The organism is Serratia fonticola (assembly GCF_001006005.1).
Classification (GTDB): domain Bacteria; phylum Pseudomonadota; class Gammaproteobacteria; order Enterobacterales; family Enterobacteriaceae; genus Chania; species Chania fonticola.
This window is the reverse complement of sequence record NZ_CP011254.1, coordinates 136,417-161,043: the sequence shown is the minus strand read 5'-3', so window position 1 is coordinate 161,043 and position 24,627 is coordinate 136,417. Positions and strand designations below refer to the sequence as shown.

The following is a 24,627-nucleotide window of genomic DNA, read 5'->3' as shown; positions in this document are numbered from 1 at the left end:
GCCACTAGTCATCGGTCATAAAACCGTGTTTACTTCATATCGACCTGATAGAAAATGTGTTTGCCGAACGGGTCGATTTCGTACCCGGTCACTTCTTTGCGCACTGGCTCGAAAATCGTTGAGTGGGCAATCATCACCGCTGGCATCTGGTCGTGCATCATCTGCTGGGCTTCCTTGTACAGCTCCACGCGCTTTTGGTGATTACTTTCGGCGCGCGCTTCCAGGATCAGCTTATCAAACGGCTGATAACACCACTTCGACGAGTTGGAGCCGCCGTTGGCTGACGTACAGCTATACAGCGGGCCAAAGAAGTTATCTGGGTCGCCGGTTGCAGTGGTCCAGCCCATCAGTGCGGCCTGATGCTCGCCGTTTTTCACCCGCGTCAGGTACTCGCCCCACTCAAAGGTGACCACTTTGGCCGTTACGCCCACTTTCGCCCAGTCTGCCTGGATCATCTCGGCCATGCGCTTGGCATTCGGGTTATATGGGCGCTGAACCGGCATTGCCCACAGATCGATGGTCATGCCGTTGGTGAAACCGGCTTCTTTCAACAGCGCTTTGGCCTTCTCAGGATCGTAATCGTAGTCTTTCAAATCCGCATCGGCACTCCACACGCCTGGCGGCAGTATATTTTTCGCCGCTGTGCCGGTGCCGTGGAATACCGCCTCGATGATCGCCGGTTTATTAATGGCCAGCGCCAACGCCTGACGGACCTTCACGTTATCCAGCGGTGCCTTCTGGGTGTTAAATGCCAGGAAGCCGGTGTTCAAACCCGCTTTTTGCATCAGGTTGATGTCTTTATTTTCCCTCATGCGCGGCAGGTCTGCCGGGTTAGGGAACGGCATCACCTGGCATTCATTTTTTTCCAGCTTGGCGTAACGGATCGACGCGTCCGGCGTGATGGAGAACACCAGACGGTCGATTTTCGCTTTGCCCTGCCAGTAATCAGGGAAGGCGCTAAACAGGATGCGGGAGTCTTTATGATATTGCTTCAGTTCAAACGGCCCGGTGCCAATCGGGTCCATATCCACACGCTCTGGTGTGCCTGCCTTCAACATGCTATTGGCGTATTCCGCAGAGAGAATTGAGGCGAAATACCAGCCTAAATCGGCAACAAACGGCGCTTCCGGATGGGCCAGCGTGAAACGCACGGTATGGTCATCAACCTTGTCGATCGCGGTGATTAGCTTGCCGAACTCCAGGCTTTCGAAGTTGGAGTAGTTGCCGTTGGAGACGTTGTGATAGGGATGGTTTGGATCTTTCTGGCGCATAAACGAGAAGATCACATCATCGGCGTTAAAATCGCGCGTTGGCTTGAAATATTTGTTGCTCTGGAACTTCACCCCTTGGCGCAGATGGAAGGTGTACACCTTACCGTCTTCGCTGACGTCCCAGCTTTCTGCCAGGCTAGGCTGCAGCTCGGTGGTACCGACTTTGAAATCCACCAGCCGGTTATAGATCGGCACCGCGCTGGCATCTACGCTGGTCCCGGAGGTGTAGAGCTGCGGGTTAAAGTTTTCTGGTGAACCTTCTGAACAATAGACTAATGTTTTTGCTGCTACCCCAGAGCTTATTGAGAGCGCTGCTATGGCCAGCGCAAGCTTTGTAATTTTAATTATCATTACTATCTTCCTGTTGGTGAGCCTACCACTGAAAAATAAAGCTTGTACTAAAGCGCTTAATAAATAACATTAAATTTACATTGTCAGCAAACAACATCGAACGATAACCATAAGGTCAACGCTAGCCTCGGTAAAGGCGGTAGTTGGCAAAGATAAACTCTAACGAAAGGGTGAATTCTGAAAGATTGCTCTGGTGATCCTAGCCATGGAAGCCTTGCAAACGGGATGCGTTCATATACAACACAATGTCTTCACCGCTCGCCACGCAGTTAACCCAACGTTTCTTCCGCTACCTGGCCGTCACCAGCCAGAGCAACCCAGCGGTAAGTACTTTGCCCAGCACTCCTGGCCAGTTCGCTATGGCGGAGATGCTGGCTGAGGAACTACGCCAACTCGGCCTGGATAATGTGGTTATTGACGAACATGCCACCGTCACCGCAGTGAAAAAAGGCAACGTACCCGGCGCGCCACGTATCGGGTTCATCACCCATATCGATACCGTTGACGTCGGTTTATCGCCGGACATCCATCCACAAATCTTGCGCTTTACCGGTGAGGACTTGTGCCTGAACGCGCAGCAAGATATCTGGCTACGCACTGCTGAACACCCGGAAATCAAAGCCTATCCGGGGGAAGAGATTATTTTCAGCGACGGCACCAGCGTGTTGGGGGCGGATAACAAAGCGGCCGTCACGGTAGTGATGACGGTGTTGGAAAACCTTACTGCCGAGGACCAACACGGCGATATCGTGGTGGCGTTTGTACCGGATGAAGAGATTGGCCTGTGCGGTGCCAAAGCGCTGGATCTGGCGCGTTTCGACGTCAACTTTGCCTGGACCATCGACTGCTGCGAATTGGGCGAAGTGGTGTATGAAAACTTCAACGCCGCCAGCGCCGAACTGCGCTTTACCGGCGTGACCAGCCACCCGATGTCCTCCAAAGGCGTGCTGGTGAACCCGCTGCTGATGGCGATGGATTACATCAGCCACTTCGATCGCCAGCAGACTCCTGAGCATACCGAAGGGCGTGAAGGCTATATCTGGTTTAACGGTATGCAGGCATCACAAAGTGAAGCGCTACTTAAAGCCAATATCCGTGATTTTGATTTGGCGAACTTTGAGCGCCGCAAACAGCAGATTGGTGAAGTAGCGGAGAAGATTGCTGCGCAATATCCCACTGCCCGCGTGGAGTATCACATCACCGATACCTACAGCAATATCAGCAATGCCATCACCGATGACCGCCGTGCCATCGATTTGATTTTTGCCGCACTGGCCGAGTTGAACATTGAGCCTAAAGTCATCCCGATGCGTGGAGGCACTGACGGTGCTGCGTTGTCCGCCAAGGGGTTATTAACGCCCAACTTCTTTACCGGCGCGCATAACTTCCATTCGCGGTTCGAGTTTTTACCCCTTAAGTCGTTCGAGGCTTCCTACAATGTGGCGTTAACGCTGTGTAAGCTGGCAGCTAAATAAGGGCGGATATCGCTTCAACATTATCGCTAACCAGGCTTGTTCAAGCCTGGTTAGCGAAAGTTCTATTGGTTTGGTTAATTCCAATAAACAAGAAAGCCGCTATTTTTTCACTATCCCTGAAATATCATTGGTATTGATCAGATGATAATCGCCGTTCATGCCGGTATAGCTGGTCATACCGCTATTGCGATCTGTGTCCGGCTCGCCGTGGGCCTGTAGGATATCGCCATATTTAGTCGTGATAATGTAGTCACTGGTACAACCCGCCAGCGCCAGTGTTAGGACAATGAGAGGCAGAAAAGTCAGTTTTTTCATTGGGTAACAGGCTCTTTTCATTTTAACTGCCTCATATTACAGACAAAGTGGCCCGAGATGCAAAGGCTACCTTGTTACACTTCAGCGCGTTTGGGTTTCAAAGATATCTGTTGGCAAATGAGTGTAGTCCACCGGCTTGAGCTTAAAGTTGGTGATATAGACGGGGCCGGCTTTTTGCTCTGAAAGAAACGAGTATTTCGGCGTTAGCTCTTTGGTTTTAATCCCGGTCCACGAGGCGAAAAAGGTCAGGAAATCATTGGCTGAACGAGGGGCTTTAATCAGGCGGTGTGCGGTGTCATCGCTGGAAAGCACCATAAAGGGGACCTGAAAATTTTGCTGAAACTGGTCATCGTGCGCCAGATATTGCACCTGGGTGCCGCGCTCTTTAAACGCCAGACCGTGATCGGAGAAGTAGACCATTGAGAAACTTTCCCCGGTGTCGCGTAACTGCTGATAGAGCTGTTTCAGCAGGTTGTCAGTTTGCGTCATGGTGTAAAGATAACAGGAGGTCTCTTTGGATTGCACAAAGTCCGTGTATTTCCCCTGAGTCCGGTCGCAGGCTTGCGGATGTGAACCCATCAGGTGCAAGACGATCAACTGCGGGTTAGTGCTGCGCGGAGCGGCAAAAACCTGGGCGGTCATCTTGAGCAGCGTTTCATCATGGGTATTCTTATCCGCTTCAAAATCACCGTTTTTCAGGAACTGCACTTCATCGGCACGTTTGGCAATGCTGGCGATAGCGGTGTCATATTCGCCAATTTGGCCTTGGTTTGAGAACCACCAGGTCTGAAAACCTGCCCGATTGGCCAACGTGACGAAGTTATCCTGATACTGTGGTTTGCCGTTAATGACACGAGTTAACGTTAAGCCGAGCGATTTCTGTGTTGAGCCGCTGGCAGCAATATAGTTAAGCAACAGCGTGCCGTTTACGTGGCTGGCAAAAGGTGTATTGTCCCAATGCCCACCAAACGCACCTAAGGCATCTCGCCGCGCGCTTTCGCCGATCACTACCATGTAGATGTGATACTTCGGTTTCACCGCCAGCACGTTCCAGGAATCTTTCAGCTGTGAAAACGCCTGCATACGGGCTTTTTCATCAATCACTTCCTGGTTATTGACGATCACATCCCTGACGAAACGAAATACCGGATAACCAGAGTCGGTCAATTTAAACACGCCACCATACGCCAGATTCTGCACTGGCGTGACAAAAAAGCAGACCACGCTGATGGTGAGACATAAGCTGTGGAGGGTGTTCCAAGCGCCTTTCGGGGTTGGCTTGCGACGTAACGCGATAATGCCCAGTGCCAGAATAAACAGGGACACCAGATAGCTGTACCACGGGAAGATGGTCAATATCTCGCTGGACTCTTCCACCGTGGTCGAGTGTAACGCCAGCAGGGTATTAAAATTGGGCGAGCCATAGGCCTGAGAAAATGGGAAATACATGGCGGCGATGAGGCTACACAGCCCGATCACACTCTTTTGCAAGCGTGGGCTGAGACGCCACAGCAGCAATAACACACAGCCGAACGCCACGGCATACAGCAGACTAAATGGATAGCCGAGAGCGAAGTTGATCAGCAGCGACTGCAGGAAGTAAAAGCCTGTCCACGGGGTTAGGGTGACGTCACGCGCTGCCAGGGTATCTTTAACCGTTGAGTTCATGTTTACCGAAAGTTATCAAATGCTGTGTGGTAACTCTGACAAGAAAAGAGTCATAAATCCGTTTGGTAGACGGAAAGGGGAGGAGGGATAGACCGCATCCAGCGAGCCGCTTCATGTACCCGGATGCGAGAAGATAGAGCCGAATGAAAACAAGATCAACTGATAATTATCGGCTGTTTTGAGAGGTTGATTGCAATTTCGAACGCAAGGAGAGGTAAAGGTAGGAAGGTGCGGATTTTCAAGAAAATTGCAGGCCCCTCAGTGAGGACGGATCGCTATCAGTACGCCCCATTCCTGGAATAACGCAATCAGGTTAATCAGTGATTGCCGGAGTTGGAGTAACGTTACTGTCGCTTAAATTTGGCGTTATTGAAGCGGGAGTGAAAATATCCTCGGACGAGGAGTGTTCAATCAGCTCGAATAACTCGATCCGTTCATCAGCGGTAAAATCCCGCCATTCGCCTAGCGGCAACCCTTTCAGTACGATGTTCATAATACGTTCGCGCTCAAGCTTGATGACTTCATATCCAAAATATTTGCACATGCGGCGGATTTGGCGGTTAAGCCCTTGCACCAGGGTGATGCGAAACACCCGTGGGGCTTCTTGTTCCACTAGGCATTTTTGAGTCACCGTGCCCAGGATGGGGACGCCCGCACTCATGCCCTGAATAAACTCATCGGTTACCGGTTTGTTGACGGTGACCAGATACTCTTTTTGGTGATTGTTGCCAGCACGGAGGATCTTATTGACCAGTTCGCCGTCATTGGTCAGGAAAATCAGCCCCTGGGAGTCTTTATCCAAGCGCCCGATAGGAAAGATGCGTCTGCTGTGATTAACGAAATCACCGATGTTATCCCGCACATGCTTCCCCATGCTGGTAATGATGCCAACAGGCTTATTCAGTGCGATAAGCACCAGATCGCCCGCATCACGCGGTTCGATCGGCTGGCCGTTAACTGTCACCACATCCCCGGCCAATACCTGAGCGCCCACGGAGGCTAACTTGTCGTTGATGAAAACGTTGCCTTGCTTGATGTGGCGGTCGGCAGAGCGACGAGAACAAATGCCGCTGTCGCTAATGTATTTGTTCAGGCGGATAGATGAGTGAGTGAGCATGGTTTCCCCGTTAAACGCGAACTATACATTACCTGAGGGGCCTTGCGAACTGCGTAAGGCGCTTGAACGGAGCGAAAGCATACGGATATGGCGATCGTGCCTTTAAATATCCCTAGCCCTAAGGAGCGCGTCCCAACGTTGGGTTACAAAACAACAACATCTTCTTTAAGATGTAAGCAAGATAATTATCTGGGGGACAAAATGAAACAAGCGAAAGGATATGTTACGACAAGGATTGGCCAATCATTCCTGATAACGTGGTGTAGGCAAGGGGTGCTCGGATTCCTTGGGTTGGTACTGAGTATGGCATCTGTTTATGGGCAAGAGGATGCTCTCCCCATAAAATATCAGTCTATAGTGCACTCTTTTATCGATGCTGCAAAAAATAAGGATCGTCAGGCCATTGGCGACCGGATCGCCTACCCTTTGAAGCGAGAATATCCTATTGCGGAGATCCGTGGCCCACAGGAGATGCTTTCACGCTTTGATGAAGTATTTGATAGCACCCTTCTCGATACCATTGCGCAATCCAGTGCCCAACAAGATTGGCAGGCGATGGGATGGCGAGGCATTATGCTGGGTAGAGGTGTGATATGGATGGATTACGATGGCAATATTATTGCTGTCAATTATCAGACAGCGCTTGAAGCCAGGTTGGTCAGCGAGCTGATCGCCAAACAAAAAAATACACTGCATTCAAGCCTGAAAGAGTATCAACGTCCGGTGCTGATGTGGCAGACCGAAAAATTTACTATTCGCATCGACCAATTGAACAATGGCAAGTATCGCTATGCCTCTTGGGCCAAGGGAAATCCGATCGGTGAAAAACCAGATCTGGTACTGAAAAATGGCGAGGTAAAATTCGAAGGGAGTGGTGGCAATCACACATTTCAATTTCAAAGCGGCCCTTACCAATATGACTGTCTGGTGACGGTGATTGGTACCAGTGATAGTCCGCCAGGTGTGTTGATGGTTTATAAAAATGGGGAGTTAATAGTGGAGCAGCCAGTGCTCAAAGTGCAATAACTTTAATTAGCACATGTACTTAGCGAGACAGACCCCTTGTTTGCCTTGCTTAATGGTAGAACACACCGTTTGTTCTTAAAGTTCTGCAATAAGCATCCCTTTTTGCGCTCTGGGAAGATGCGGTGTTTAAACTACCCTATATCGCTATCAAAGAGTCTGTTAGGCCGTAGGACAGACGATGTTGGTGGCGGCCAGAGCTCACTCTCGCACATACCCATTCGGATTGACCTTATCGACCGTAACGCCAATAATGGCATACGTCGACACGGGGTGCCCTTAGGGGCTGAGAAATTACCCGTATTACCTGATCTGGATTATGCCAGCGTAGGGATGTCGCGGTATCTCAACCGGTACCCGCCTTCTTGAACGCCGGTTGGGAGCATTATGTTCACTCGACCTGATGTGTTACCCGGCACCCGTGCCGCGGCCTGTTTTAACCAATTTAAACGCCAACCTCCATTGATCCACTGCCTGACCAACGAAGTGGTGCAAGAGCTGACGGCCAACGTGCTGCTGGCGCTTGGCGCTTCTCCAGCCATGGTGGTGGAACCGGAAGAGGCCGCGCAGTTCAGCCGCGTGGCTGATGCGCTGTTGATCAATATCGGCACCCTGCACGCATCGCGGGCAGAGTCGATGTTAGCCGCCATCGAGGCTGCAAATCGTGCTGATAAACCCTGGTTACTGGATCCGGTTGCCGTTGGGGGATTGGAATATCGCGCTACCTTCGCCCGCCGTTTGCTCACCCTGCGGCCAGCAGCGATCCGTGGCAACGCGTCGGAAATCATTGCATTGAGTGGCCTGCAGACCAGCGCCCGTGGCGTGGATAGTCAGGATGACTCGCTGGTGGCGTTACCCGCAGCACGCGTATTGGCACGTAATTGCGGGGCCATTGTGGCCGTCACCGGTGAGACAGACTATATCACCGATGGTGAACGAGATTGGGCCGTCACGGGTGGTGATGTATTAATGACGCGCGTGGTGGGAACGGGCTGCGCGCTTTCGGCCGTCGTGGCAGCGTTTTGCAGTTTGCCGGGCGATCGGCTGGATAACGTCGCCACCGCTTGTCGGGTGATGGCGCTATGTGGTGAAAGGGCCACGGCGCAATGTTCTGGCCCTGGCAGCTTTACTGCTGCCTTCCTGGATGCTCTCTACCAACTGCGCATGGAGGATCTGCTATGAAACGGATTAACGCTCTCACCATCGCTGGCACCGATCCTAGTGGCGGAGCCGGTATTCAGGCCGATCTGAAAGCCTTCTCCGCGTTGGGGGCCTATGGCACCAGCGTGATCACCGCGCTGGTGGCGCAGAACACCCGTGGCGTACAGTCGGTATATCATATCGAACCGGCATTTGTGGCCGCCCAGTTGGATTCGGTACTCAGCGATGTGCGTATCGACAGCGCTAAAATTGGCATGTTGGCTAATGCCGATATCGTGCGGGCAGTGGCCGAGCGTCTACGCCATTACAAGCTGCCTTATGTGGTGCTGGATACGGTGATGCTGGCTAAAAGTGGTGACCCGCTGTTGGCACCGGAAGCGGTGGGGTCCATCCGCCGTGAGCTAATGCCATTGGTTTCCATTATCACGCCGAACTTGCCAGAGGCCGCTGCTTTGCTGGCCTGCGCTCCGGCACAAAACGAATCGCAAATGCGTGAGCAGGGCCAGGCATTGTTGGCGATGGGCTGTCAGGCGGTGTTGATGAAGGGCGGCCACCTAAGTGAAGAGGAAAGCCCAGACTGGTTATTTACTCCCGGCTTTGAGCAGCGCTTTAGTGCGCCACGCATAGCGACCAGGCACACGCACGGCACTGGTTGCACCTTATCTGCGGCATTGGCTGCCCTGCGCCCGCGCCACCAGAACTGGGCCGATACCGTGGCAGCGGCAAAAAACTACCTGCAACTGGCTTTACAGCAGGCCGATAGCCTGGAGGTGGGGCAGGGAATTGGGCCGGTACACCATTTCCATGCCTGGTGGTGAGCCTGAGGTTGAGATTATTCTGGCGAAACGGGTGGCGGCATTAACTGAAGATATTGGTGACAAGCAGAGAATCCTAGCCAAAATGTCGGAAGAAATGTCGGAAGAAATGTCGGAAGAAAATTTACCTCCGCTTCCTGGAGCGAAAGCGGTTAATCAGGGTTGGGGCAACCAAAAAAGGGTATTGGCAGGTAGTCTGACGAAAAACGCTGAGCCAACTTTCCCGTTTAATTGTGGTCTGAGCTACTTGGAGCTACGCTTTTGATTTACCGAGGGAGAAGACCATGATAGGAAAAAAGAGGTTGCTGGGAGCCCTGGTTGCGACCCTGCTTGGATTTAGCACCGGCAGTTTTGCCGAACAGATTATCACTGCCTCAGATCTGATCCAGCAGCCGGGCTACCAAACCAGTTGGAAAAATATGGTAAAGGGCCAAGCACAGTTACCGGGTTGGGCGCGCAAAGGGATCGGCACTTCCACACCAGCCGAAACTGTCACCTGGCAAGGGCAAAGCTACCAGATCGGTAATATCTGCAAGCCGCATGACTGCGCCAATAACTTTATGATTGTGGCTTTTAAAGCAGACAAGTCCCAGGCTTGGGGCGTGCGGGTTGAAGTGCACAATAAGCCGCAGGCCATCGACCATCCGAAGAAATACGCCAAATATCAATGGCTGGGTAAACCGGATGATCAGATGAAAGCGTTGCTGAAGAAACAGTTTGAGGGTAATCCGGACTGGAAGTAACGCTGCTGAGGGGCAAAGCTACGCGCCAGGGTAGTTAAGCGGGCGTAGCATGCTACGCCCCTACGTGATATCAGCCGATCCCGGCCTGATGCAGGTCGTGCAGGTTGATTGCCCCTACCAGTACGCCATCGATGTCCACCACCGGAGCGGCGCTGATATGTTGTTCGTGCAGCGCTTCCAGGGCTTCCCCGGCACGCCACTGTTCTGGCAACCGGTAGCCGGGGCGAGTGATCGCCGGGCTGAGGCCGTCATTGAGGCTATTGCCCTTCACCAACCAGCGGCGCAGGTCACCGTCGGTAAACACCCCCACCACTTTTTGCTGTGCATCACATACGGCTACCAAGCCTAGGCCGGTACGGCTCAACTCCAGCATGGCTTCCATCACGTTGGCGCTTTCTTGCACCATCGGCAGACGATCGCCGGTACGCATCAAATGATGGACGCGATTTAGTAGGCGAGCACCCAGGCTGCCACCTGGATGGGAGCGGGCAAAATCCTCGGCATTAAAACCGCGCTGTCGCATCAGGGCCATCGCTAATGCATCCCCCATCATCAGCGTAGTCACTCCGCTGGAGGTTGGTGCCAGGCCCATCGGGCAGGCTTCACGTTCAACGCTGATATCTAACGTACAGGCAGCCCCGAGCGCCAGTGGCGACTCTTTGCCACCGGTCATGGCAATGACTGGGATCTTGCTCTCTGCCAGCAGAGGCAGGATCAGATCCAGTTCTTTGGCGCGGCCTGAATAAGAGATAAAGATCACCACATCATCGGTGCCGATCATCCCCAAATCGCCATGCAAGGCTTCCGCCGGATGGACGAAAAACGACGGGGTGCCAGTGCTGGCCAATGAAGCGGCAATCTTCTTGCCGATATGGCCGGATTTACCAATACCGGAAATCACCGCCTTGCCACGGCAGTTGAGCAGCAGTTCACAGGCTTGGACAAAGTTGTCATCCAGGCGTGTCAGCAGGCGCTGCGCTTCGGTCAGCTCAATTTCCAGCGTTTCACGGGCAAAGTTGAGCAGGGCAGTGGCGTTACTCATCAAGGGGGTCTCCTACCAGAATGATATTGATACCTTTGGCCTGTAGCGCAGCCAGGTAATCCGGGTTGATGCCGTTATCGGTGATCAGGGTATCCACGACGCTCAGATCGCACACCACATTGGGGCTTTTGCGACCAAACTTCGAGGAATCGACCAGTAACACAATACGGCTGGCGGCTTCACACATCGCCTTGCTGACATTATGCACCTCATTAAAGGTGGTGACACCCGCATTGAGGTCGACACCGTCGGCCCCAATAAACAGCTTATCGAAGCTGAACTGCTGAAATGCCGACTCCGCCAGGCTGCCATGGAAGGAGGCGGATTTTTTACGGTAGGTGCCGCCGGGCATCAGGATGGTTTGATCGTTATCCAGTTCCACCAGCGCGTTAACGATAGTCAGGCTGTTGGTCATCACGGTGATGTTATTGAACTGCGCCAGATGGGGCACCATCTGCAATACCGTGCTGCCTGCGTCAAAGATCAGCGAATCACCATCGTCGATCAGCTTGATGGCCGCATAGGCGATCTGGCGTTTCTTTTCGGTGTTGATATGGGTTTTACGATCGATGGGCTGATCGCCATCGTCACGGCTAAGCACCACGCCGCCATAGGTGCGGATCACCTCGCCTTCTTCTTCCAGCAAGGTGAGATCTTTACGGATGGTGGTGCCGGTCGTGGAGAAATGCTCTGCCAGGGCATCCACTGCCGTTTTGCCATGCCGCTGCAAGTATTCGAGGATAGCGGCTTGCCGCTGCTTTGGTTTCATAGAGATCCCTGTTCACAAGAGTTGACCATTCCTCTCGGTGATATAGTTCACTATGAAAGGTAATGTCTTTTAATGTGAAAATATCATGATTTCGGTGCGATCGCTAACGATAGTGCAGTTTGGCATGCCCGATCCTGAGGAAAGATCACATCTGGGCAGAGTTGTTGCTGGTGCATACCATGTAACTGCGTGAGTTGTTTCGGCTGGGCGAAGATGGTCAGGCCGCGCATCAGCATGCTGCCACATACCCGCTGTTGGGCGTCAAACGCCAGCGCCAATACCACGCGGGGTTTGAACCGGCCCCCAGAGCGGCCAACGCCCACGGTGCCTAACTGGCATAGGCTCTCGAACGCGCGGTTAAAGCGTTCGAGCTGCCACCAACCCAAGGCGATTTGCAGCAGCCAGGCGATAACGGCGAAGGTAACTAGTGCGCTGGTCATACGGTTGTTCTCCTGTGTGAAGATAAAGGTGAGAGTCCGGTGATCGTCCCCTCACCCTAACCCTCTCCCACAGGGAGAGGGGACTGTACGTGCTACGAATTAACTTTCGTACCTAGCCATTGAGCCTATGCCACAGATGATCTCCAGCACCTTACCGCGACACCGAACTGGCTCCCTCATCCACAGGGAGAGGGGACTGTACGTGCTACGAATTAACTTTCGTACCTAGCCATTGAGCCTATGCCACAGATGATCTCCAGCACCTTACCGCGACACCGAACTGGCTCCCTCATCCACAGGGAGAGGGGACTGTACGTGCTACGAATTAACTTTCGTACCTAGCCGTTGAGCCTATGCCACAGATGATCTCCAGCACCTGATTGCGACACCGAACTGGCTCCCTCTCCCTAAAACAGGTGTCCATGAGGAGCACGGTCTATGCATTGGGAGAGGGGGGGGTGAGGGGCTGTTAGGTACATATTTTAGTTAGCCCTTATTCCCAGCCCGTAAATTAGAACATCACCTGCCCACCAGTAATGTTAATCGACTGGCCGGTGCAGTAAGAGGCTTTATCGCTGGCATAAAACAGCAGCGTGTTCAGCACGTCCTGGTAGTCACAGCCGCGTTTCAGTGGCACCTTATCGGTGTAATATTTCTCAACTTCTTCCGGCTTGATGCCCAGCTTCTGCGCATATTGCGGCAATAGCGACTGGAACATCGGCGACTTCAGCAGGTTACCGAGCATCAGAGAGTGCACGGTAATACCGTAATCGGCCAGATCGAGCGCCAGCGACTGTGTCAAACCAACGCCACCGAACTTGGCGGCGCTGTAGCCGGAATTATGCTTGCTGCCGACCTTGCCGGATTTAGAGTTGATTTGAATGATGCGCCCGGCAATACCGTCGCGGATCATCAGGCGAGAGAACTCGCGGGCACACAGGAAATAACCCACCAGGTTCACCTGCAAGGAGCGGTCAAAATCCCCCAGTGGGAAATCGGTGATCGGCGCGGCTTTGGCAATCCCGGCGCTGTACACCAATAGGTTGGTCTGACCGAAAGCCCGGTCGACTGCACCAGCCAGCGCGATAACGCTGGCCTCATCGGTGGCATCGGCCTGGAAACCGATGGCGCGATCGGCCCCGAACTCCTGATTGATTTGCTGTGCCACCAGATTGGCGTTGTCGGCATTCAAATCGGCGACCGCAACGCGATAACCCGCTTCAGCCAGGCCATGGCACAGGAAAGCCCCCAACGTTTGGCCACCGCCAATCACTACAGCTACTTCAGACATGATCTACTCCTTATGCGATAAATTTCAGTGTGCTGCCTAACGGGATATCAGCGGGCGTGCTGCCTGTTACGTGGATCGTGCCAGGGAATTCGGCCTGAGTTTCTCCATCAAAACGTATGGTGATATGGCCCAGTTCGCGCAGGTTCTGGGTGGCAACTTCTCCGACGGCGGTGATGGGATAGCGCCGATCGCCAAGCTCCATCACGCCCCCGGTTTGTAATTCACCGGCGGTCTCGCCGTGCTGGTGGATGAAGCAGTACTCTTCAATATCTGCCGGAGCGCCTTCGCGGAAGGTGATCAGCATGTTGTCCAACAGTGCGTCACGGGCGCAGCCGCCAATCTGGGTGATAGTGGTCTGGAAAATGGTGCTCATGGTTTTCCTCCGGGAAATTTATTGATAGATAAAGGCCGATGCGGCCCAGGCGATCAGTACCGTAGGTGCGCCAGTGAGGAAGCGCCCAACCAGTACCGAAGGGACGCCGACACGCACCGTATCCTGCTTGGCCTCTGCCAGGGACAGACCCACCGGGATAAAGTCACAGGCGGCCTGGGCGTTAATGGCGAACAGCGCCGGGAGCGCCAACTGAGGGGGGATATGGCCAAGACCAATCTGTACGCCCACCAACACGCCGATGACCTGAGCGATGACGGCGCCAGGGCCGAGGAACGGTGAAAGCAGGGGGAAGGAACAAATCAGCGCCAACGTCACCAAGCCGATTGGGCTGTTGGCCAGCGGCGTCAGGCCGTGGGCGATAAAGTCACCCAGACCAGAGGCCATGATGATGCCGATCAGCGCCGAGACGAAGGCCATAAACGGCAGAATGGTTTTTAACACGGTGTCGATGGTGTCACGCCCAGACTGGAAGAACACCGCTACCACCGAGCCCATCCCCATCCCGACTTTTGCCAACAGGCCATCGCTCTGTTCGGTGATTTTTTTGCTGGTATCGTAGTCACGAACCTTTGGTTGTGGCTGTTTTTCGGTGAGCGGAGGAGTTTCAGCCCCTTGTGCAACCTCAATCAGGCTGATGTTGTTTTCCCGTACGCCGGAAACGTAAATATCCTCCAGAATAAACTGCGCCAGCGGGCCAGAGCGGCCAGTTGAATGAATATTGATGGTTGGGATGCGGCGTTTAGGATAGATGCCACAACGCAACGTCCCCCCACAGTCAATAATCGCCAGACCAATCTCTTCCGCCGGTGGTTCGCCTTCTTTGAAACCGTCTACCGCAGGCCAGCCGGTTAAATCGCTGAGTTTGTCGACGATCGCCGGGCGGGTACCGGCGGTGATATAGACGATTTTCTTACCTGGCTCGATAGGTAACTGTAGTGGGCCACCCCAGCCGCCAGCACCTTTCTCAATACGGATATAAGCACTCATGCTGCGCTCCACAAATTAAAGTTGAACCTGGCGATCCAGTTGGATGCCCATCTTGCGTTCAAATATGCTGGTGGTGAGATCGGTGATCCAACCGCGGAAGAAGTTGGTGAACAGCCCAACCAGGAAATAACTCACTGCCAGAGGAGCCAACGGCAGGCCAAGCGTGGTCAAACCGCTGGCAATTCCGAGGTAAACGAACAGTTCACCAGGGTTGATATGAGGGAACAGGCCGTTCATGGAGTGGCAACTGTAGGAGGCTGCGGCGTAATAACTGGGTTTATATTTCTCTGGCATAAAACGTCCGAGACTCAACGTCATCGGATTACAAAACACAAAGGTGCCGATCAGGGGGAGTAGCAGGTAGCGTGAAACCGGGTTACCGGCACAGCGCTGTGCCAAACGTTCGATACGTTCCTGGCCAACAAAGTTGATCAACGCGTTCATGATAACTAACAGGCTGATCAACAACGGTAAAATGCCGGTCACCATACCGACAAACACTTCCCCGCCTTTTTGGAACAGGCCGATAAACCATTCGGCTCCGTGGGTTATTAGCTCAATCATTTTTTTCTCCTGTGATGGATGCTATGGCCTGGAGCGAAGTGCGGCTCTGTCGCCATGGGTCATACAGTAACCACTTTGGTTCGGCTTTTGTTTTAAATGGATCACACTTTGAAAGATAAATATTTTATTGTGAAAGATTAAGTTGAAAGAAAAACAATCATTGATGAAGGGAGAGGGGAGTTAGGACATGAAAAAGGCCCAGCAGAGCTGAGCCTTGAAGACTAATAATTTGATAAATAACGATTAAGCGATGGTGACGCTATTGTCGAGATAGGTGTCCTGCACGGCATTGATCAGGGCGATGCCATCCTTCATCGATTTCTTGAACGCTTTACGCCCCAGGATCAGGCCCATCCCACCAGCCCGCTTGTTGATCACGGCGGTACGCACTGACTCTTGCAGGTCGTTTTCCCCTGCCGCGCCGCCAGAGTTGATCAAACCGGCACGGCCCATGTAGCAGTTTGCCAACTGGTAGCGCACCAGATCGATCGGGTGATCGGTGGTCAGCTTGTCATAGACGCGATCGTCGGTATAACCGAATTTCACTGCACGGTAGCCGCCGTTGTTCTCGGCCATTTTCTGTTTGACGATATCGGCACCGATGGTGGCCGCAATGTGGTTGGCTTGGCCTGTCAGATCGGCGCTGGAATGATAATCGACGCCATCCTTATTGAACGCAGGGTTACGTAGATAGGCCCACAATACGGTCACCATGCCCAGTTCGTGAGCGCGCTCAAAGGCGATCGAGATTTCTTCAATCTGGCGGCGTGATTGCTCGGAACCGAAGTAAATGGTTGCACCAACCGCCACCGCCCCCATGTTGAACGCCTGCTCAACGCTGGCATACAGGGTCTGGTCGTATTGCGTTGGGTAACTCAGGGTTTCGTTGTGGTTCAGTTTGACCAGGAACGGGATCTTGTGGGCGTAGCGGCGGGAGACCGAAGCCAGCACGCCGTAAGTGGATGCCACGCAGTTACACCCGGCTTCGATCGCCAGTTCAACGATGTTTTTTGGATCAAAATAGAGCGGGTTGGCGGCAAATGAGGCCCCGGCAGAGTGCTCCACACCTTGATCGACCGGCAGGATCGACAGGTAACCGGTGCCCGCCAGGCGGCCATGGTTGAGCAAGGTTTGCATTGAGCGCAGCACGCTGTTTGGGCGGTTGTTGTCGATCATCACCCGATCAACAAAGTCGCCACCGGGCAGGTACAGATTTTCCGCAGGGATGGTGGTGCAGCGGTGTTGCAAAAGGTCTTCCGCTTCCTTACCTAACAATTGTGCAATATCTGTCATGATTCACTCCCGTTAAAGCTTCCTATACACCGGTAAGTCTGGGTATTTGGCCACCGGCGTAGTCAAAAGCGGTGATTGAAGCTATGCAAAAGATACTAATCAAAACCTGATGATGCGAAGAGACAATAGATGCGATTGAGAATAAATGCCATTTAAACGAGACAACATTCAGTAATCAGATCGCGGAGTAGGGGCGCCGCATGCTGCGCCCGCTTGGCTGTACGTGGCACTTGTTTAGATAATCAGCGGGGTTACTCGGCTTCAAACCAGTCGGTGTTTTGCAGGGCAATCGGGGTAATCGAATAGATCATTTCCTGCAAATGCTCATGAATAGCCCGCTCCGCCGCATCCGGATCCTGGGCCTTCAGGGCCTCAAAAATACGGTAATGCTGGTGGATCAGATTCTCCGGCGGAGACACTTCGCTCAGGCTGAGGAAGCGCACCCGGTCCATCGTCGCTTTGATGGTCTCGATGGTTTCCCACGCCAGGGCGCAGTTGGCCATTTGCGTCAGCAGATGGTGGAATTCGTCGTCCAGCGCCAAAAACTCACGGATCTGATTATTCTGTGCCGCCAGCTCCTGGCGATGCAGGTTATGTTCCAGCGTCATCAGTTGTTCGGGGGTGATACTGGTGGCAACGCGCCGCACGATGGCACATTCCACCGCCTGACGGATAAAGCGCCCGTCGGCCACTCGTTTGGCGGAAATTTTCATCACGAAGGTACCGCGCTGCGGCAAGATCTGCACCAGCCCGGCTTCAGCCAGTTTGATAAAGGCTTCGCGCACCGGTTGGCGTGAGACGCTGAAACGGGTGGAGATCTCTTTCTCGGAAAGCAACGTGCCCGGTGGGATGGTGCAATCGACAATATCTTTGCGCAGGAAACGATAGATCTGCTGATTGACCGGGACATTATTCGTGAGGACGTACGATTCTGACATGGCGACAATCAATATATGAGGGTAATAGTGAATGTCACCATACTAGCAGATTAACCTGTGAAAGAGGGCGGATAAATCCACCCGCATTCTAGGCTTTTCTATTAACGCGCCAGCACCCTTGCCACCGTTGCTTTAGCTCCCCGCGCCAACAGTGCCAGATAAGCATTGGTCACGGCATTGACGAAGCGTTGGTTATCCGGCAGGTCGCGTCCGAACACCGAGGTCATTTGCAGTAACGCCATCACGCGAGGCTCACCTTCAGCACTGTTGGCGACGCGCCGGGCAATTTCCTCACGCAAGGGATCGCTGATGTCGATCGGTTGACCCTGTTCGTCCTTACCGCCGACGTAACGCATCCAGCCCGCTACGCCTAGCGCCAGACAGTCAAAATCACTGCCGTTGGCCAGGTGCCAGCGCACCGAATCCAGCATGCGCTGCGGCAGCTTTTGCGTGCCGTCCATGGCGATCTGCCAGGTGCGGTGCTTCAATGCCGTATTGCGATAGCGTGCCAGCAGGGAATCGGCGTATTTCTCCAGATCGGTGCCCAGGGTGTTCAGTGTTGGAGCCTGCTCAGCCAGCATCAGATGGCGGGCGGCCTTGACGTAATGCTCATCCTGCATACAGTCACTGATGTGTGGGTAACCGGCTAGATAACCCAGATAGGCCAGGAACGAGTGGCTACCGTTCAGCATACGCAGCTTCATCTCTTCGAACGGCAAGACATTGCTGACCAGTTCTGCACCGGCTTGTTCCCATACCGGGCGGCCCGCGACAAAATTGTCCTCAATCACCCATTGGCGGAACGGCTCGCAGGCCACTGCTGCTGGATCCTGCACGCCGGTTTGTTGTGCGACCTGGGCCAGGGTGTCTGGTGTCACGGCAGGCACGATGCGATCGACCATGGTCGAAGGGAAGGTGACGTAGGTTTCGATCCACGTTGCCAACGCCGGATCGAGCGCTTTGGCATAGGCGGTGATCACGTTACGGGTTACATGGCCATTTTCCGGCATATTGTCGCAAGACATTACGCTGAACGCAGGTTGCCCGGCCGCTTTACGCTGCGCCAAGGCTGCGACGATGACCCCAACGGCGCTCTGCGGCTGATGCGGATTAGCCAGATCCCGCACAATTAGCGGATGATCAAGCTGCAACTGGCCGGTGGCGGGGGAATGACAGTAGCCTTTCTCGGTGATGGTCATGGACACAATCGCCACTTCGGGCTGGGCCAGGGCCTGGAAAACGGCGTCCAGCCCGTCGACCTGCGCATGCAGCGCCTGTTTTACTACACCCACCACCCGGCATTGCCAGGCATCGGCTGACATCTCGGCCACGCTGTAGAGCATATCTTGCTGTTTGAGATCGGCGATTTGTTGCTCGCCGCCGATCAGGTTGATTTCGCAGTAACCCCAGTCGCTGCCATGCTCCTGTGCCAGGATATCGGCGTATACCGCCTGGTGGGCGCGATGAAAGGCACCAAAGCCCAAATGAACCAGGCGTGGAACCAGTTTGCTACGATCGTACTGCGGAACAATGGCGTTGGCGGCTAACAGCTTGGTATCCATGTTAAAACTCACTGTGTGAAGGTTTGATTGCCGCAGAACGCTCTCTGCGGCAGAGAATTGAAGGGAATTAATGACTGCTGACGCGTTGGGCTATCGGGAGCGCTGGGCTTTCCGCGGCATCTTCCGCCAGGCTCAGGTCGCGATCTCTGACTTCTGGCATCAATATCGCTGCCAGCAAGCCGATAACGGAGTACAGGATCATCATGACGGCGATTGGCCACCAGGAGTCGGTCATATTGCAGAAGATACCGGCTAATACCGGGCCGAAGCCGACCGCCACCAAACCACCGGCCTCTTTGGAGATCGCCATGCGGGTAAAGCGGTTACGTGAACCAAACATTTCCGCCATGGTGATGTTTTCCAGCGCAAACAGGCCCAGCACCGCGACGTTATGGATAATAATGATCGAGGCCATAACCACGTTCACCTCATTGGTCTTGTCCACAATCATCGAAATCATTGGGTAAGCCAGAATGATGGCGGAGATATTGACCAGGATATAAGGTACGCGGCGGCCGATCTTGTCGGAGAGCCAACCAAGGAACGGGATGGTAATAAAGCCAATGGCGGAGCTGATCATCAAGGCGTCGGTTGGGATAGCCTTCTCAAACAGCAGGGTTTGCACCAGATAACCGGCCAGGAAGGTCTGGATCAGCCCGGAGTTGCCTGCCTGACCGAAACGCAGCCCGGTAGCCAGCCAGAAGGATTTGCTGCTGAACATTGCCGACAGCGAATGGGTATTGTCAGCCACGGCGTTAGCCGGTGTTGCGGTAGTGCTGTCGTCGTTAACCTTTTCAAACACCGGGCTTTCTTTCAGGTTCATACGCAGCCAGATGGCGAACAGCATAACGACCACGCTGGCCAGGAAAGGTACGCGCCAGCCCCAGGCCAGCAGCTCTTCTTTAGACAGGAAGAAGAACATGACGGCCCAGATGGCGGTTGCCGACAGCGTGCCGCAATTGGTGCCCATGGCCACCAGTGAGGAGATAATCCCACGTTTACCTTTAGGCGCATATTCCGCCAGCATGGTTCCTGCTCCGGAAATTTCCGCACCGGCGCCCAGCCCTTGAATAATACGCAGTAACACCAGTAACAGAGGGGCGAAAATACCGATTTGCGCATAGGTTGGCAGCACACCGATTAAGGTGGTGCAGATCCCCATCATGGTAATGGTAATAAACAGCACCCTTTTACGCCCGATGGTGTCCCCCATGCGGCCAAAGAAGAAGGCACCCGCGATACGGGCGATATAACCCGCGCCGTAGGTTCCCATCGCCAAGATTAATGCCATGGCGGCGGACTGTTCCGGGAAAAATATTTCATGGAAGACTAATGCTGCACCTAGCGAATAAAGCTGAAAATCCATAAATTCCAGTGCGGTACCAAGCCAGCCAGAAACGGCCGCCTTGATCAGGTCCGAGGTACTTCTTTCCGGCTGAGTGTTGTCAATTTTTGCGTTCATCATTGTTCTGTTCTCTGCAAATTGTTGTTGTAAGGACGGCAAAGATGAGGTTCAGAAGCCCCTGTTTCTTTCCAGCTACAGCAGGCCGTAGCTGGAAAGTGGTCAGGTCAGAATTTCAGTAAAACCTTACAGCACTGCTTTTGGTCTTTTTCGAAGATCTCCATCGCCTCAAGCACTTGCGTAAACTTGAACTGATGGGTGATCAACTTCTCTGGTTGGATCTGGCGTTGCGTCATCCAGGCAATCACCTGCGGGAAGCGGTTGCTGTTGAGGCGTGAGCTGTAAATCGAGATCTCTTTGCTGGTAATGGCCTGCTGGCTGATCACGCAGGGTTCGGCAGAGAAGCCCATAATGCCAATGCGTGCGGCGGGAGAAGCCAAGCCGATTGCCTCTGGCAGAATGGCAGGGTGGCAGGCTGCATCAATGATCAGCGTTGGCCGGATGCCGAGTTTTTGTAACTCGCTGGCCAAATCAAGCTGGCTGTTGTTGATCACCACATCTGCACCGTTGGCAGTGGCCATTGCCAGGCGCTCATCGATACGGTCAGCCACCACAATCTGTTTAACGCCGTAAACGCCGCGCAGCGCCTGAATAGAGGTGAGGCCCATCGGCCCGGCACCATACACCAACGCCACATCAAGCGGGCCAGGTTGCAGTTGGCTACAGATGTTGGCGGCAATGGTGAAGGGTTCGACCATCGTGGCTTCGTTGTCTGGAATGCAGTCCGGAACTAGATGGGCATTTTTGGCCGGTAGCGTCACATATTCGCTGAATCCGCCGTCACGGTGCACGCCAATGACCTGCAGTTCGGTGCAGACGTTTGGCCTGCCCACCGAGCAGGGATAGCAATGGCCGCAACTGACAACCGGATCGCCCACTACGCGTTCGCCGATACGTGACGGATCGACACCTTCGCCGATAGCGTCGATATGGCCAAAGAACTCATGGCCGATTACGCGCGGGTATTTGGCAAACGGATTATGGCCCCGATAGATATGCACGTCGGAACCGCAGATCCCGGCGCTAGCCACACGGATCCGGACTTCACCTTGCTGCGGCGATGGCAACGGGCGTTCTTCAATCACCAATTGCCCTGGCTGTTGAACAGTAATGCTTTTCATAGAAATTCCTCGGTTTACCAGTTCCACAGGGTGCCGTCTTCCAGGCGCGCTACCGGCAGGTAGGCAGGATCGTAGGGATATTTGGCAGCCAGTTTTTCGTCAAACTCGATGCCCAACCCTGGTTTTTCGCCCGGATGCATGTAGCCGTTGTCGAACGTCCAGTTATGTGGGAACACTTCCAGCATCTGTTCGGAGTAGCCCATATATTCCTGCACGCCGAAGTTCGGCACCCACAGGTCAAAGTGCAACGCCGCCGCCATGCAGATTGGTGAAAGATCGGAAGGGCCGTGTGAGCCGGTACGCACCTGATACAGCGAAGCGAAATCGGCGATACGGCGCATGCCGGTGATGCCCCCGGCGTGGGTGATGGTGGTACGGATGTAATCGATCAGCTGCTCTTCAATCAGCTGTTTGCAGTCCCAGATGCTGTTGAACACCTCACCGACCGCAATTGGGGTCACGGTATGTTGGCGGATCAGGCGGAAGCACTCCTGGTTTTCGGCCGGGGTAGGATCTTCCATCCAGAACAGGCGATATTGTTCAACGCTTTTGCCAAAGCGGGCCGCTTCGATTGGCGTCAGGCGGTGATGCATGTCGTGCAGCAGATGTTCGTCAAAACCGAATTTGTCACGTACGGCTTCAAACAGTTTAGGGGTGAAGTCGAGGTATTTCTCGGTTGACCATAGCTGCTCTTCCGGCCAGTTACCTTTGGTCGCAGGCTCATACGCCAGGCCTTTACCCTTGGCCATGCCGTAGGTGGTTTTCATCCCCGGTACGCCGCATTGTGCGCGGATTGCCTTGAAGCCCAACTCCTTGTGCTTGGCATAATCGTCCAGCACTTCGTCAATCGAGTGGCCGGTGGTGTGGCAATACACCATGACGCCGGTACGTGAGGCGCCACCCAGCAACTGGTAAAGCGGCATATTGGCCGCTTTGGCTTTGATATCCCACAATGCCGTATCCACCGCAGAGATGGCCGACATGGTCACCGGGCCACGGCGCCAGTAAGCACCTTTGTAGAAGTACTGCCAGATATCTTCAATCTGATGAGCATCGCGGCCGATCAACTGCGGGCAGACGTGATCTTCCAGATAAGACGCGACCGGCAGTTCGCGGCCGTTCAGAGTCGCATCGCCGATCCCGGTTAGTCCACAGTCGGTAGTGATCTTCAGGGTGACGAAATTTCTCCCCGGGCAGGTGACAAACACCTCGGCTTTAACAATTTTCATGACTTCCACATCCTGTTGTTGCTGATAACGTATGGGCGGAAATTAACCTTGAACTAACTACCATACAAGTATGATTTGTGAGAATTGCCGCTGAAGATCACATTTATTGGTGGATCGCAGACATGGGCTGGCGGTTTTATCTTGAGGTAAAAGGAGGGATGTTGGTTCGCAGGCGTGTTCAGGAGCGGGGGCTAAACAGGGTTAAAGCCTGCGCGTTCTGAGCTAACTAATCGATTATTTTAACGGGCGCAGCATGCAGCGCCCCTACGTGAGGAAACCGCGTTTATTCCAGCAGATCGCAATTTGGCGGTAAGCGGCACTCGATAGCATTAGGCAGCACCTCAATGCGGAAATCACGACCTTTCAGCGGTTCGCCATCAAGGTTAAAGGTGATTTCATGCGGCGCGGTGATTTCCAACCATGGCAATGAGGCATCGACTACGTTGCTGTTTTCCTCACCGCTAAATAAGATATTGACCAGCGTAGGCAGCAACTCTTCGGCAGTGAGCAGGCGCACCTGCAATAAACCATCGTTAATCAGCGCACCAGGGCAAAGTTTCTGCCCGCCCCCTGCCTGCCTACCGTTGCCGATACCAATCACCAGCGCTTCTCCGGTCCAATGGAAATCTGGCCCGCGGATCTCGCAGCTGTCGGCTTTCAGCGCATCCAGGCGCAGCAACCCATGGATGAAATAAGAAACGCCCCCCAGCGCCGCCTTCAGTTTTTCCGGGGTTTCGGTGGTGATGCGGGTGCCAAAGCCGCCGGTCGCCATATTGATGAAATAGCGTTCGTCATTGACCTTGGCCAGATCGATCGGTACCGCTCGGCCCTTGATGGCTAACTGCAAGGCCAAATCTGGCTGTAGAGGAATAGAGCAGGCGGTAGCAAAGTCGTTGGCGGTGCCCAGCGGCAGTATGCCGAGTATTGGCCGAAACTCTGCGGGCAGTTGTGCCAGTGCGGCAGCGACTTCGTTGATGGTACCGTCGCCACCACCGGCGATCACGGTTTCAACCCTCAGTTGGCTAGCCTCTTTGACGTAACGAGCGGCATCCCCCAGTTCCCAGGTGACGCGGACATGCAGGGTCTGGCCCTCATTACGCAGCTGGTTCACCGCTGCGCGAACTTCCTCGTTGCCGGAGCTTTTACCATTGATGATAAGCAGTGCTGGTGCATATTGGTGCATTCCTGATCCTTGTGGCGAAAAACGAATCGGCTGTCAAAGGGTGGCCAGATGGGTTTCCATGTAGCTAAACCCCTAACCCAAGCCGTTAACGATAAACCACAAGCCAGTGGTGGGCCATAAGAATATTCAGGTAATGCCGAGTTTGGCTGCTACAGGGTATTTATATAGTCAATGCCCAATGGGGGGTAATACCTTTCTCTCACGCGAGTTAAGCGTTGGTATTAACGACCTTATTAATCGCTATAGAATAATTTATATATTGCAGGGAAAATGATAAGCCACTTGGCGAATGCAAGAAATATCCTAAAAATGCCAATGAAATTTTCAGCTAATTGAAATTAAAGGGGATAAAAAAGAAAAGGCCAACCCAAGGGAGATTGGGCTGGCTAAGGAGGTGGTTCCTAGTATTGCTA

General features: G+C 53.7%; 24 protein-coding genes and 1 riboswitch. Of the genes, 6 read left to right on the top strand and 18 right to left on the bottom strand.

Annotated features, from left to right (window positions below; translation table 11 throughout):
- Positions 1-29: 29 nt before the first annotated feature.
- Complete coding sequence (locus tag WN53_RS00600) at positions 30-1,622, bottom strand: ABC transporter substrate-binding protein (RefSeq protein WP_024485818.1); 1,593 nt, start codon at positions 1,620-1,622, stop codon at positions 30-32.
- A 245-nt stretch (positions 1,623-1,867) separates the two neighbouring features.
- On the opposite strand from WN53_RS00600, the gene pepT reads away from it, so the two are divergent.
- Complete coding sequence (pepT, locus tag WN53_RS00595) at positions 1,868-3,097, top strand: peptidase T (RefSeq protein ID WP_024485819.1); 1,230 nt, start codon at positions 1,868-1,870, stop codon at positions 3,095-3,097.
- 99 nt (positions 3,098-3,196) lie between these two features.
- Here the strand turns inward: pepT and WN53_RS00590 are convergent, their stop codons facing one another.
- The 3 genes from WN53_RS00590 to rluF form a co-directional block, all read right to left on the bottom strand.
- The gene (locus WN53_RS00590) at positions 3,197-3,412 is read right to left on the bottom strand and encodes a YgdI/YgdR family lipoprotein (protein ID WP_024485820.1); all 216 of its coding nucleotides are present in this window, start codon (positions 3,410-3,412) and stop codon (positions 3,197-3,199) included.
- Between the two features lie 81 nt (positions 3,413-3,493).
- Positions 3,494-5,080 carry a phosphoethanolamine transferase gene (locus WN53_RS00585; RefSeq protein ID WP_024485821.1) on the bottom strand — a complete coding sequence of 529 codons (1,587 nt, stop codon included), beginning with the start codon at positions 5,078-5,080 and terminating at the stop codon, positions 3,494-3,496.
- 313 nt (positions 5,081-5,393) lie between these two features.
- Positions 5,394-6,197 (bottom strand): 23S rRNA pseudouridine(2604) synthase RluF, encoded by an 804-nt coding sequence (gene rluF / locus WN53_RS00580; protein WP_024485822.1) that lies wholly within the window; start codon positions 6,195-6,197, stop codon positions 5,394-5,396.
- Between the two features lie 201 nt (positions 6,198-6,398).
- On the opposite strand from rluF, the gene WN53_RS00575 reads away from it, so the two are divergent.
- The 5 genes from WN53_RS00575 (at position 6,399) to WN53_RS00555 (ending at position 9,939) form a co-directional block, all read left to right on the top strand.
- A complete protein-coding gene (locus WN53_RS00575; RefSeq protein ID WP_024485823.1) occupies positions 6,399-7,223 on the top strand; it encodes a hypothetical protein in 825 nt (274 codons plus the stop codon).
- 256 nt (positions 7,224-7,479) lie between these two features.
- Positions 7,480-7,571, top strand: a riboswitch (TPP riboswitch).
- A 36-nt stretch (positions 7,572-7,607) separates the two neighbouring features.
- Entirely contained in the window at positions 7,608-8,402 is a 795-nt protein-coding gene (gene thiM, locus WN53_RS00570) for a hydroxyethylthiazole kinase (protein WP_024485824.1), read from the top strand.
- Positions 8,399-9,199 (top strand): bifunctional hydroxymethylpyrimidine kinase/phosphomethylpyrimidine kinase, encoded by an 801-nt coding sequence (gene thiD, locus WN53_RS00565; RefSeq protein ID WP_024485825.1) that lies wholly within the window; start codon positions 8,399-8,401, stop codon positions 9,197-9,199. The genes thiM and thiD overlap by 4 nt, the downstream gene beginning before the upstream one ends.
- Positions 9,186-9,461 (top strand): hypothetical protein, encoded by a 276-nt coding sequence (locus tag WN53_RS00560; protein WP_024485826.1) that lies wholly within the window; start codon positions 9,186-9,188, stop codon positions 9,459-9,461. The genes thiD and WN53_RS00560 overlap by 14 nt, the downstream gene beginning before the upstream one ends.
- A 19-nt stretch (positions 9,462-9,480) precedes the next feature.
- Entirely contained in the window at positions 9,481-9,939 is a 459-nt protein-coding gene (locus WN53_RS00555; protein WP_024485827.1) for an inhibitor of vertebrate lysozyme family protein, read from the top strand.
- A gap of 70 nt (positions 9,940-10,009) precedes the next feature.
- Here the strand turns inward: WN53_RS00555 and gutQ are convergent, their stop codons facing one another.
- From gutQ to yegS, 14 genes are all read right to left on the bottom strand, one after another.
- On the bottom strand, positions 10,010-10,981 hold the full coding sequence (gutQ, locus tag WN53_RS00550; protein ID WP_024485828.1) for an arabinose-5-phosphate isomerase GutQ: 972 nt from the start codon (positions 10,979-10,981) through the stop codon (positions 10,010-10,012).
- Positions 10,974-11,750 (bottom strand): glucitol operon DNA-binding transcriptional repressor SrlR, encoded by a 777-nt coding sequence (gene srlR, locus WN53_RS00545; protein WP_021178807.1) that lies wholly within the window; start codon positions 11,748-11,750, stop codon positions 10,974-10,976. Before srlR ends, gutQ begins: the two co-directional genes overlap by 8 nt.
- An 83-nt stretch (positions 11,751-11,833) precedes the next feature.
- Positions 11,834-12,190, bottom strand: a complete 357-nt coding sequence (gene gutM / locus WN53_RS00540) for a transcriptional regulator GutM (protein ID WP_024485829.1) — start codon at positions 12,188-12,190, stop codon at positions 11,834-11,836.
- Positions 12,191-12,701: 511 nt separating this feature from the next.
- Complete coding sequence (gene srlD, locus WN53_RS00535) at positions 12,702-13,481, bottom strand: sorbitol-6-phosphate dehydrogenase (RefSeq protein WP_024486186.1); 780 nt, start codon at positions 13,479-13,481, stop codon at positions 12,702-12,704.
- Between the two features lie 10 nt (positions 13,482-13,491).
- On the bottom strand, positions 13,492-13,854 hold the full coding sequence (gene srlB, locus WN53_RS00530; RefSeq protein WP_024486185.1) for a PTS glucitol/sorbitol transporter subunit IIA: 363 nt from the start codon (positions 13,852-13,854) through the stop codon (positions 13,492-13,494).
- Between the two features lie 18 nt (positions 13,855-13,872).
- Positions 13,873-14,862, bottom strand: coding sequence for a PTS glucitol/sorbitol transporter subunit IIB (gene srlE, locus WN53_RS00525; RefSeq protein WP_024486184.1), 990 nt, complete (start codon positions 14,860-14,862; stop codon positions 13,873-13,875).
- Between the two features lie 15 nt (positions 14,863-14,877).
- Entirely contained in the window at positions 14,878-15,426 is a 549-nt protein-coding gene (gene srlA / locus WN53_RS00520; RefSeq protein ID WP_021807150.1) for a PTS glucitol/sorbitol transporter subunit IIC, read from the bottom strand.
- A 243-nt stretch (positions 15,427-15,669) separates the two neighbouring features.
- A complete protein-coding gene (gene fbaB, locus WN53_RS00515; RefSeq protein ID WP_021178801.1) occupies positions 15,670-16,719 on the bottom strand; it encodes a class I fructose-bisphosphate aldolase in 1,050 nt (349 codons plus the stop codon).
- A 251-nt stretch (positions 16,720-16,970) separates the two neighbouring features.
- Positions 16,971-17,657, bottom strand: a complete 687-nt coding sequence (locus tag WN53_RS00510; protein ID WP_024486183.1) for a GntR family transcriptional regulator — start codon at positions 17,655-17,657, stop codon at positions 16,971-16,973.
- Between the two features lie 101 nt (positions 17,658-17,758).
- Positions 17,759-19,219, bottom strand: a complete 1,461-nt coding sequence (locus WN53_RS00505; RefSeq protein WP_024486182.1) for a mannitol dehydrogenase family protein — start codon at positions 19,217-19,219, stop codon at positions 17,759-17,761.
- A gap of 67 nt (positions 19,220-19,286) precedes the next feature.
- On the bottom strand, positions 19,287-20,681 hold the full coding sequence (locus WN53_RS00500) for an MFS transporter (protein WP_037413078.1): 1,395 nt from the start codon (positions 20,679-20,681) through the stop codon (positions 19,287-19,289).
- Between the two features lie 107 nt (positions 20,682-20,788).
- Positions 20,789-21,802, bottom strand: coding sequence for a Zn-dependent oxidoreductase (locus WN53_RS00495; protein WP_024486180.1), 1,014 nt, complete (start codon positions 21,800-21,802; stop codon positions 20,789-20,791).
- A gap of 14 nt (positions 21,803-21,816) precedes the next feature.
- Positions 21,817-23,031, bottom strand: coding sequence for a D-mannonate dehydratase ManD (manD, locus tag WN53_RS00490; RefSeq protein ID WP_024486179.1), 1,215 nt, complete (start codon positions 23,029-23,031; stop codon positions 21,817-21,819).
- A 283-nt stretch (positions 23,032-23,314) separates the two neighbouring features.
- A complete protein-coding gene (yegS, locus tag WN53_RS00485; RefSeq protein WP_024486178.1) occupies positions 23,315-24,214 on the bottom strand; it encodes a lipid kinase YegS in 900 nt (299 codons plus the stop codon).
- Positions 24,215-24,627 lie beyond the last annotated feature (413 nt).